This is a genomic window from Xanthovirga aplysinae, from assembly GCF_009711365.1.
GTDB classification, from domain to species: domain Bacteria; phylum Bacteroidota; class Bacteroidia; order Cytophagales; family Cyclobacteriaceae; genus Xanthovirga; species Xanthovirga aplysinae.
Window position 1 is genome coordinate 1 of the sequence record NZ_SMMB01001178.1, and the last position, 10,369, is coordinate 10,369.

Genomic DNA, 10,369 nt, shown 5'->3' on the forward strand with positions numbered 1-10,369 from the left:
ACAGGGAAAACAGTTAAACCAAAGGCAACTGCTCGCCCTCGACCTGTGATAAGGCCTAAAGCAAAACCGAAAAAAGAGGAGGGAGAAAACCCGGAGGAACTCTCATGAACCACTAATTTTGCAAAATGGGTGATAAAGGGGCATAGGAGCCCTGAGCGTAGCTTATTTTAAATTATTTCTGAAGAATAAAGAGACATCAAAAAATTTTAAAACCTTATAATGGGCAATTGGGTTCAGCTACTTTTTTATGCTTTTGCAGGGGTAACAGTTTTGTCTGCCTTAAGCATTTTATTTACAAGAAATGTTTTTTATGCAGCTCTTTTATTGGTTGTAACCTTTTTTGGAGTAGCGGCTATTTATGTTTTTGCAGCCGCTGACTTTGTAGGAGTAACTCAAATCCTAGTGTACATTGGGGGAATATTGGTAATCATGATTTTTGGAATTATGTTGACCAATAGGTTGTCAGGTCAACCTGTCACCACTGGTGTATATAATAAATGGTCCGGCTATTTGACAGCCATTGCTTTATTTATGGTCTTGTTTTATGCCATTATACAAGCTAATTTTGCCTCCCTTCAATGGGTGCAAGATGCCCAAAAAACAGAACCCCCAATAAGGGCCACTGTAAAGTTGATTGGTATAAGAACCATGGGAGAGTTTGTACTGCCTTTTGAGGTAATAGCTGTATTGTTATTATTGGCATTAATAGGAGCAGCTTTCCTGGCAAGAAGGAAAAAATGATAATGCATATTGAATAATTAATGATGAATAATTTTTGTCTCACCTGATAATTAATTTTTCATTTTTAATTCTTAATAAAAAATTATGATTCCACTAGAGCATTTTTTAATTCTTGGAGCAATATTGTTTTCCATTGGCATAGCAGTAATAGTTAGCCGGAAAAATGCTATTGTGGTTTTGATGGGCATAGAGTTAATTCTTAATGCTGCCAATATTAATTTGGTGGCTTTTAGTCAATATGATCCGAATATGCTTCAAGGACAACTTTTCGCCATATTTGTGATTGTCCTGGCAGCCGCAGAATCTGCTGTAGGACTGGCCATAATTTTAAGGGTTTATCATTATTTTAAAACCACTAGTCTGGATCGAGTGAGTGAATTAAAAGGATAATTGGAAGTGAACAGTAGAGAGCTATTACATAACTTGCCCCTGAATTCAGCTACTGAAACAGCTCTGTTGGTGGTGGCTTTGCCTTTTTTTTCCTTTTTATTATTAGTGCTTTCGGGTAAGCGTTTAAGACATTTAACCAGTCGACTGGCCACTTTCCTAATGGGCCTAAATGTTTTGTTGACTGCCTCTGTGGTTTGGCAATGTTGGAATCAACCTGTTCAACATAGTCGATTATCCTGGTTTCAACTGCTTTCCGAGAATTATAACCTGAATTTTACAGCCGGCCTTTTGATCGACAATATTACAGCTATGATGTTATTGGTTGTGGTATTTATTTCTTTTTTGGTCCATCTCTTTTCTATTGATTATATGGAAGGAGACGAAAATTATAAGCGGTATTTTTCTTTGCTGGGGTTATTTACAGCTGTCATGCTGGCTCTTGTATTGTCTGATAATTTACTGCTCATTTTCATTTTTTGGGAGTTGGTAGGCTTTGTTTCTTATCTTTTAATTGGTTTTTGGTTTAAAAAAACCTCTGCCTCTCGAGCTGCCACTAAGGCCTTTTTGGTTAACAGGATTGGGGATGTAGGATTTTTGGTAGGCATATTAATTTTGTGGGGTCAGTTTTCTACCCTTGATTTATCAGCCATTGAACAACTGATGGCAAATTCTCAATTTTCAAATGGAGAGTGGGTAGTGATTTTGCAACAAGGAACTCAAAGTATTACAAATACTATCGATTCTTCCTGGTTGACCATAGCTTCCTTGGCTCTCTTTTTAGGGGTAATGGGAAAATCCGCCCAATTCCCTTTAATGGCATGGCTTCCTGATGCTATGGAAGGTCCCACGCCGGTTTCAGCATTAATTCATGCAGCAACTATGGTAGCAGCAGGTGTGTATTTGCTGGCCAGGGTTTTCTTTTTGATAGATGTGGAAGTTCATTTGGTCATAGCTATTGTGGGGGTTCTTACCGCCTTTATGGGAGCAGTAGGTGCTTTTACCCAACATGATATTAAAAAAGTGCTGGCCTTTTCTACAATATCTCAATTGGGATTTATGGTAATGGGAATGGGTGTAGGTGCTTATAGTGCCGCTTTATTTCATCTGATGACGCATGCTTTCTTTAAGGCTTGTTTGTTTCTGGCTTCAGGTGCCGTTATTCATGCCATGCATGATGTTTTGCACAATTTACAATACGAAGGAAAGAAAATTCACCTCGATGCACAGGATATGCGATATATGGGTGGACTTAGAAAAAAGATGCCTGTTACTTTCTGGGCATATTTGACTTCAACCCTGGCATTGGCTGGTGTCCCTTTTTTTTCCGGCTTTCTTTCTAAAGATGCGATTTTGACCGGGGCTTTATCCTGGGCTAAAGTGATGGCTGCTGGTGGCCATTGGGCTTATTACCTGGTTCCTATTTTAGCCTTTTTAGCAGCTATGATGACGGCTATGTATATGGGACGACAGCTGCTATTGGTGTTTTTTGGAGAATTTCGTTTGCCCAGCTTAAATGAACAATGTAAAAATGCAGGACAGTATTTGAAAGATGTTACTTTAAAAATGAAGGTTCCCCTTCTCACTTTGACGATAATGTCGTTTGGGGTGTTGTATGCTGCTAATCCTTTTTTGAAACAGGAAGCCTGGTTCTTAAGTGCTATTGGCTACCCCAAAATATTAGCTCCTGGTCTGGATGCTAAAACCTATTTCTTGGCTTTAGAACAGACCGAAGAACAACTAAAAGTCTTGGTATTCCTTCTAACGGTAGTTTTGGCAAGTTTAGGGTTCTTTTGGGCCTATCGAAGATATCATGGAGGGACTTCATATACCAGGAATTATCTTTACAGAGGTGATCCTGAAAATATTTGGCAAAAGATTTCACATCATAATTGGTTTTTGGATGATGTATATCAATCGTTCACCAGATTTAATCAAAGGCTTGCCTTGCTGTCAAATCAATTTGATAAAAGGGTAGTGGAGGGGACTAATTTAGGTTTGCAATGGTTTAATGGAAAATTAGCTAAATTCGCATCATCTTTTGAGCTAAAGGTTTTGAATGGGCTTTCCGATGCTTTTGGTATTTTTCATATAATATTGGCTCATTTTATGGTATTGATAGATCGCTATGTGATAGATGGATTTGTATCGACAGTGGCATGGATTAGTGGATTTATAGGTTTGTTGGGGAAAAGTTTTCAAAGAGGAAAGGTACAGCAATATGTACTTTGGACCTTTGTTTCTTTAATTCTGGTTTTAGCTTTTTTGCTTTTTTAGAGCCTTTGTCTAAAAGCAATTATATAGTAATGGTATTTTTCGTATGACACAACACTTACTGTCACTTATCATTTTTTTGCCTCTAGTAGGGGCTCTGGGTTTGCTTTTTGTACCTCATCATAAAGAAAAGGTATTTAAGTATACAACCCTTTGCATTACCTTTTTTCAGGTAGTTTTGGCAGGATTGATTTATCAAGCTTTTGAGTTTGGATCAGGAATACTGAAAGGAGTAAATGTAGAAAAGGAATTTCAATTAATAGAAAAAGCCGATTGGATTAGTATAGACCTGGGAAAATTGGGGAAACTATCCATTGATTATTTCTTAGCTATTGATGGCCTGAGTGTGATGATGGTTATCTTAGCGGCTATTGTGCTTTTTATTGGAGTACTCGCTTCTTTTAGACTTACTAAAAAAGTAAAAGCTTACTTTTTATTGTATTTGCTTCTGAGTTCAACCATTATGGGCTGTTTTGTGGCTCTGGACTTCTTTTTGTTTTATCTCTTTTTTGAGTTTATGTTGTTGCCTATGTACTTCCTTATTGGCCTATGGGGTGGAAAGCGAAGTGGATATGCTGCAATTAAATTCTTTTTGTATACACTTGCAGGTTCGGTATTGATCTTGTTGGCAATGATTGGGCTGTACATTTCCGTTATTGATCCTGCGGAAACGGCAGTTTCTATAGGTTTAATCTCCCATATCTCTGAAGCTAATCCTCAGATAATTGCCAAGGTTCAGGAGATGTTGGCGGGGAATCAGATTTCATCTTCCAATATGGTGCATACCTTTAATATGGTGGCAATGATGGATACTGCTAACTTTATTCCTGGTTCAATTTTGAGCACAGTGGGCGGAAGTGTTTTCTTTGGTCTTTCAGCTCGTTTGTTGGCCTTTTTATTATTATTTATCGGTTTTGCGGTAAAATTGCCAGTGGTACCTTTACATACTTGGTTACCGGATGCACACGTGGAGGCACCAACAGCTATTTCGGTGGTTCTAGCAGGTGTTTTATTGAAAGTCGGTGGTTATGGCATGTTAAGAACGGCTTATAGTATGTTTCCAGAAGGGGGATTTTATTTTGCCTGGTGGGTTGGATTACTGGCTATGATATCTATTATTTACGGCGCTTACAATGCATTGGCTCAAAAAGATTTAAAGCGGCTTGTAGCGTATTCATCGGTCTCCCATATGGGTTTTGTATTGTTGGGGTTTGCTGCTTTGACAGCAGAAGCCATCAATGGAGCCTTGTTTCAAATGTTTAGTCATGGTTTGATAAGTGCCATACTATTCTTGATTACAGGGGTGATTTATGATAGAACGGCCGATCGAGGTATAGAGCATTATAGTGGATTGGCAGGTCGTATGCCTTATTTTACAGTAATCGTTGTGATAGCCTTTTTTGCCTCATTGGGTTTACCGGGCTTTTCAGGATTTATTGCCGAGGTATTGGTATTTCTTGGAGCGTTTAGTTCTTCCATACAATTTGGAATTTTACCAAAGTGGATGGTGATTTTGTCTACTCTGGGACTAATTTTAGGGGCTGCCTATTATTTATGGACATTGCAGCGTATGTTTTTTGGGAAGTTTTGGGCAAGGGAAGAGGCCTGGAAGGCCAAATTGACCGATTTAACTAGTCGGGAATTGCTTATGTTGGTGCCATTGGTCCTTTTGGTAATTCTTTTTGGGGTGATGCCTAAGTTTTTCCTGGATCCTGTAGGGGAGTCGGTGAGCCGATTGGTAGAATATGTCCAAGTGGTGGGACGGGATAGTTTAACCCTATTAATTCCTTAATAATATTGGATAATTAAAAGTCCGAGAAGATATAACATTACCTATACTAAAGAGTAACAAATTTTTGGATCTCTAGCAGTTAAAGCCTTCATTTTTTTAAAGATAAATGAGGTGGTAAGAATAAGAAAAAAGAATGTCAAAGGGAGTTTAACTCCTTACTGAATATATTGAAATCAACAGCATCGGGAAAGTAGGAAGAGTTCTTGTAGCATCTACATGATCTCATGCCTCCTTAAATTTTACTAAGGAAAAAGTGTTTGAGAATTTCGATTATACGGGGCTAAATGCCACTTTAGAGAATGTGCTGGGCAGTGTGGCTCAATTGATGCCGGAACTATTGTTGGCAACCTTTATTTTGTTATTAATTCTAATTGATTTAATCTTTAAAAATACTCCTAAAAGTATTTTTTCAATTATCAGTTTATTAGGGTTAGCTGGTGTTTTATTTTTTACCCATAGACAAGGGAATCAATTAACTGAAGCAACAGCCCTTTTTGGTCAAATGCTTCAATTGGATCGGTTGGGCGTTATATTGAAATATTTGTTTGGGATTTCAGGTATTCTAACTGTTTTTCTAAGTTGGAGTAAAGAGGAGAAGGATTGGCATGAAAAAGGAGAGTATTTTGCCTTGGTTTTTGGGCTTTTATTAGGAGCCTTCCTGATGGTGATGACAACCAATCTGCTCATGATCTTTTTAAGTATTGAGTTGGTTTCCATTTCTTCTTACATTCTGGCAAATTTCACTCAAAAAAGAAAAAGTGCAGAGGCAGGCATCAAGTACCTGGTCTTTGGAGCGACAGCTTCTGCGGTAATGCTTTATGGGCTTTCTTTTTGGTATGGATTTAGTGGGACATTGGACTTTACTTCTTTCCAGTTTATAAATGGCCTCCAGTCAGCCCCCCAATTACCGGTATTGGTTGCCAGTTTTATGGTCTTTGCAGGTCTACTTTTTAAAATTACAGCTGTTCCCTTTCATTTTTGGACTCCGGATGTTTATGAAGGAGCACCCACACCTATTGTAGCGCTTTTTTCTGTTGTTCCTAAAATAGCAGGTCTGGGCTTGTTAATACGTCTTTTAGGAATTTCTTTTCAACAAAACATTTTGTGGTCAGAATCTATCATATGGAGGGATGTTCTGGGTGTTCTAGCTATATTAACTATGGTGGTAGGGAATTTTTCTGCCCTGTGGCAAAAAAATGCTAAACGAATGATGGCTTATTCCTCCATTGGTCATTCTGGTTTGTTTTTAGCAGGTATTCTGGCCTTTTCTGCCTTTGGCATTCAAAGCTTACTTTTTTATGCTTTTGTGTATATGCTAATGAATTTTGCAGCGTTCTATTTAATCGAAATGGTAGAGGATAAGACAGGGAAGGTGATGATTAATGATTACCAAGGTTTAGGTTTAAGGATCCCCTTTCTAGGCGCCTTGTTTGTTCTGGTAATGATTGCATTGACGGGATTGCCGCCTACTGCTGGTTTTACGGCTAAATTGCTGATTTTTTCAGCTTTGACCGAATCTTATCAGGAGGTACAAAGTCCTATCTTACTTTACCTGATTATTACCGGACTTATTAGCACGGTGGTTTCTCTTTTCTATTATTTAAAAATTCCTTATGTAATGTTTTTTAAGGGAAATGCTGAAGATAGTCTGAAAATGAAATTAAATGTGGGTAATAAAGTACTAGCTTTGCTCTTGGTGACATCTTTATTACTTTTGTTTCTAAAATCAAACTGGTTAACAAACCTAATCGATCATATAAACTACTTTTAACCCCGATGAGTGACGTTATTAAGCATGAATGTGGGATCGCCTTGATCCGATTGCGTAAACCATTGGAATACTATGCCGAGAAGTATGGTACGCCTTTTTACGCAACTAATAAGCTGTATCTTTTAATGGAGAAACAGCATAACAGAGGGCAGGATGGTGCCGGGGTAGCAAATATCAAATTGGGAGTAAAGCCAGGTACCCGATTCATTAGTCGATATCGTTCAATTGATTCCAAGCCTATTGAAGATATTTTTAAGAAGATTGGAAAAAAGTATAAGAAGGCTAAGGCAGAAGGAGGTGAACTGGCCAATGATCCTCAATGGCTAAAAGAAAATGCTGCCTTTAGTGGGGAAGTGTGGTTAGGACACCTGCGTTATGGTACTTACGGAAAAAATAGCGTGGAAAATTGCCATCCAATGTTAAGGCAAAATAATTGGAGAAGCCGAACCCTTGCCGTGGCAGGTAACTTTAACATGACCAATGTAGAGGAGCTTTTTGATAAATTGGTAAAATTGGGTCAGCATCCAAAAGCAAAGTACGATACGGTAACTGTGATGGAAAAGATTGGTCATTTTCTGGATGAAGAGAATCAATTACTTTTCGATAAATACAAATACGAGTATTCAAATCAGGAGATTTCAAAGATTATTGAAGGTGAAATTGACCTGGGAAGAGTACTGCGTAGGGCTTGCAAGGATTTTGATGGCGGTTATGCTATGGCTGGAGTTACTGGCTATGGGGCTTCGTTTGTGGCTCGTGATCCGGCTGGAATTCGTCCGGCTTATTATTATCAGGATGAGGAAGTGATCGTAGTGGCTTCCGAAAAGCCAGCAATCAAGACAGCATTTAATATTGATTATTCTGAAATTAAAGAAATAAAGGCCGGTCATGCGTTAATTATTGATCAGAATGGTGACTTTAGCGAAAAACGCTTTATTGATCCATTGGAAAAGAAATCTTGTAGTTTTGAACGTATTTATTTCTCTAGAGCTTCTGATCCAGAAATTTACCGAGAACGTAAGAAATTGGGAAAATTGCTTATTCCTCAAGTAATGAAATCTATTGATTCTAATTTAGAAGATGCTGTTTTCTCATATATCCCAAATTCAGCAGAGATAGCCTTTATGGGGATGACCGAGGGATTGGAAGAATACGTAAGTGATGAGAGAAGGAAGGCCGTTGAACAGGGAAACATTAAAGGGGAAGAGCTAAATAAACTGTTGGCGCTTCGGCCCCGGGTAGAGAAGCTGGTAATCAAAGATGCTAAATTGAGAACTTTTATCACCGATGACGAACATCGAAATGATTTGGTTGCTCATGTTTACGATACTACTTACGAGGTGATCCAAAAACAAAAGGATACACTGGTGGTAATTGATGATTCTATCGTGAGGGGAACAACCCTTGAGAGAAGTATTCTCAATATCCTGGATAAGTTGCAGCCTAAAAAAATAGTGATAGTTTCTTCTGCCCCACAGATTCGATTTCCAGATTGTTACGGTATAGATATGTCCAAGATGGGTGAATTTGTCGCTTTCCGGGCTGCACTAGCCTTATTGAAAGAGAAAGGCATGGAGGGTTTACTTGATGAAGTGTACGAAAAATGTAAAGCTTCTTTGGAGAATCCGGAACAACCGAACTTTGTAAAAGGGATTTACGAGCCTTTCACCTATGAGGAAATCTCTGAGAAAATTGCACAAATCGTTAAACCAGAAAACCTGAATGCAGAATTAGAGGTCATTTATCAGACCGTGGATAACTTACATAAATCCTGTCCGGAGCATCTAGGTGACTGGTACTTTACTGGGGATTATCCTACCCCAGGAGGAAACCGGGTTGTGAATAAAGCCTTTGTGAACTTTATGGAAGGTAAATTGGTAAGAGCTTATTAAGAATTAGAAATTAATATCAATAATTTCGTGAAAAAGCCCACCTATCAAAGGATGGGCTTTTTTAATTTGCTTTGTCCAGTCCATTTGGTTTTTTCCTTTATATAACCTGCCTCAGTAGACTGATCCTATTTTCCAGAAAAATCCTTTTTTATGCCTTCATCATTCATAATTGGGAAATAGGCTATTACCAATTCCGGAAGATGAAATTCAAATTTTTAAAGATTTTTTAAATTTTCATTTGGGGTTTTAAGCGGACTTATTACCGCTGTTATAATAACCTCTTAAATATTAGTACTAATGGAAGTGTTTTATCAGAATTTTTGTTAAAAACTAGGAGGAAAGGTTTTTTCGTAGGAGTGCAAATTTTTAGCCACCTATTTAAATTGAATTAAATCATGTTTACAATAAAGCGTTTAATATCGTTCTTCTTCTTATTGTTTTTATTTTTTCTGATTTCCTGTGAAGAAGAAAAAGAAAAAAAAGAGGAAGAGATAGACAAAATGGTCCTTTTAACAGAAAAGGAATGGAAACTGAATAATTATCAGGTTTTAAATGAGGAAGGCCAAGATATCTCTTTTATGGTTCAGCCATTAATATTACAAACTTATAAAATTGATCTTTCGGAAGGGTTCTCTCTAAAATTTGAAGGGGATGGAACTGGGATAGCAAACCTGGTTATGCAGGAGGACGGAAGTAATGTCCCTAAAACAGTTGATTTTACCTGGAATTTTAATGAGGACAGGTCTAAAATAACCCTTCACTCTGTGGGCGAAGATTTATTGTTTTTGAGTGGAGAAATAGGTTCCGAAGAAGAAGTTAGCCAGGAATTTGAAATTACTCAACTCGATGAGATGCAGCTAAATTTAAAAGGATCTATGGCTGCCCTTGAAGATCAGAGTATCTCGACAGTGAATTATTTTTTTGAGCATTAGAATTATAGTAAATGTATTGAAGGGAGCGTTTTTCCTCTTTTTTTGATGGTATTGTACCTCCTAAATTCCAATTGGCCTTTTTGGGGAAATTCCTTATAATCCGTTTTTCAAAAATAGAAGGGGGGACGCATTCCTTTTCTATTGCTAAAGTCAATTAAACCTATTTGAATAATAAAATTACCACTTTTGCTTTCTTATCATTTCAATTAATACCCCTACAAAGTGAATAGGTAACAATTAAAGGATACTTTTCTTTATTAGAGATCCCTCAGTATCATAAATCCAATTTGTTTTTAGATTATTTAAGGTGTACGGTACTTTTGTTACCATATTGAAAGAAATTATTTATGATTTATTCTTCATTTGCCGTTATATTACCTTAAAATTGTATTTAATTTTGTACCTGTACTTTTTAATTAATTAATTTTTATAAAATAAAAATTGTTTTATGACTGGGAAATTACGACTTCTACCTGGGATTTTATTTGCGTTTTCTCTCCTTTTGTTTTCTTGTAATAAGGATAAAGAGGAAGAAATGGACAAAACCGCATTATTGACCGAAAAAGAATGGTTTATTGAT

The 10,369-nt window shown here is 37.3% G+C and carries 7 protein-coding genes; all 7 read left to right on the plus strand.

Annotation, left to right across the window (positions count from 1 at the left end; translation table 11 throughout):
- The first annotated feature begins 219 nt into the window (after positions 1-219).
- The 7 genes from E1171_RS15655 (at position 220) to E1171_RS15685 (ending at position 9,789) form a co-directional block, all read left to right on the plus strand.
- Positions 220-741 (plus strand): NADH-quinone oxidoreductase subunit J family protein, encoded by a 522-nt coding sequence (locus tag E1171_RS15655; protein ID WP_155206988.1) that lies wholly within the window; start codon positions 220-222, stop codon positions 739-741.
- A gap of 84 nt (positions 742-825) precedes the next feature.
- Positions 826-1,131, plus strand: coding sequence for an NADH-quinone oxidoreductase subunit NuoK (gene nuoK, locus E1171_RS15660; protein WP_155206989.1), 306 nt, complete (start codon positions 826-828; stop codon positions 1,129-1,131).
- Between the two features lie 6 nt (positions 1,132-1,137).
- Positions 1,138-3,405 carry an NADH-quinone oxidoreductase subunit L gene (gene nuoL, locus E1171_RS15665; protein ID WP_187696489.1) on the plus strand — a complete coding sequence of 756 codons (2,268 nt, stop codon included), beginning with the start codon at positions 1,138-1,140 and terminating at the stop codon, positions 3,403-3,405.
- A 43-nt stretch (positions 3,406-3,448) separates the two neighbouring features.
- Positions 3,449-5,194, plus strand: a complete 1,746-nt coding sequence (locus tag E1171_RS15670; RefSeq protein ID WP_155206991.1) for a complex I subunit 4 family protein — start codon at positions 3,449-3,451, stop codon at positions 5,192-5,194.
- Positions 5,195-5,447: 253 nt separating this feature from the next.
- Positions 5,448-6,965 carry an NADH-quinone oxidoreductase subunit NuoN gene (locus E1171_RS15675; RefSeq protein WP_155206992.1) on the plus strand — a complete coding sequence of 506 codons (1,518 nt, stop codon included), beginning with the start codon at positions 5,448-5,450 and terminating at the stop codon, positions 6,963-6,965.
- 5 nt (positions 6,966-6,970) lie between these two features.
- Positions 6,971-8,857, plus strand: coding sequence for an amidophosphoribosyltransferase (locus E1171_RS15680; protein WP_155206993.1), 1,887 nt, complete (start codon positions 6,971-6,973; stop codon positions 8,855-8,857).
- Between the two features lie 395 nt (positions 8,858-9,252).
- Entirely contained in the window at positions 9,253-9,789 is a 537-nt protein-coding gene (locus tag E1171_RS15685; RefSeq protein WP_155206994.1) for a hypothetical protein, read from the plus strand.
- The last annotated feature ends 580 nt before the right edge of the window (positions 9,790-10,369 follow it).

What these genes read in the sequence shown, in the direction of transcription:
- E1171_RS15670 (WP_155206991.1), top strand. Translation starts at nt 3,449, where the DNA reads ATGACACAACACTTACTGTCACTTATCATTTTTTTGCCTCTAGTAGGG.
- E1171_RS15655 (WP_155206988.1), top strand. Translation starts at nt 220, where the DNA reads ATGGGCAATTGGGTTCAGCTACTTTTTTATGCTTTTGCAGGGGTAACA.
- nuoK (WP_155206989.1), top strand. Translation starts at nt 826, where the DNA reads ATGATTCCACTAGAGCATTTTTTAATTCTTGGAGCAATATTGTTTTCC.
- E1171_RS15685 (WP_155206994.1), top strand. Translation starts at nt 9,253, where the DNA reads ATGTTTACAATAAAGCGTTTAATATCGTTCTTCTTCTTATTGTTTTTA.
- E1171_RS15680 (WP_155206993.1), top strand. Translation starts at nt 6,971, where the DNA reads ATGAGTGACGTTATTAAGCATGAATGTGGGATCGCCTTGATCCGATTG.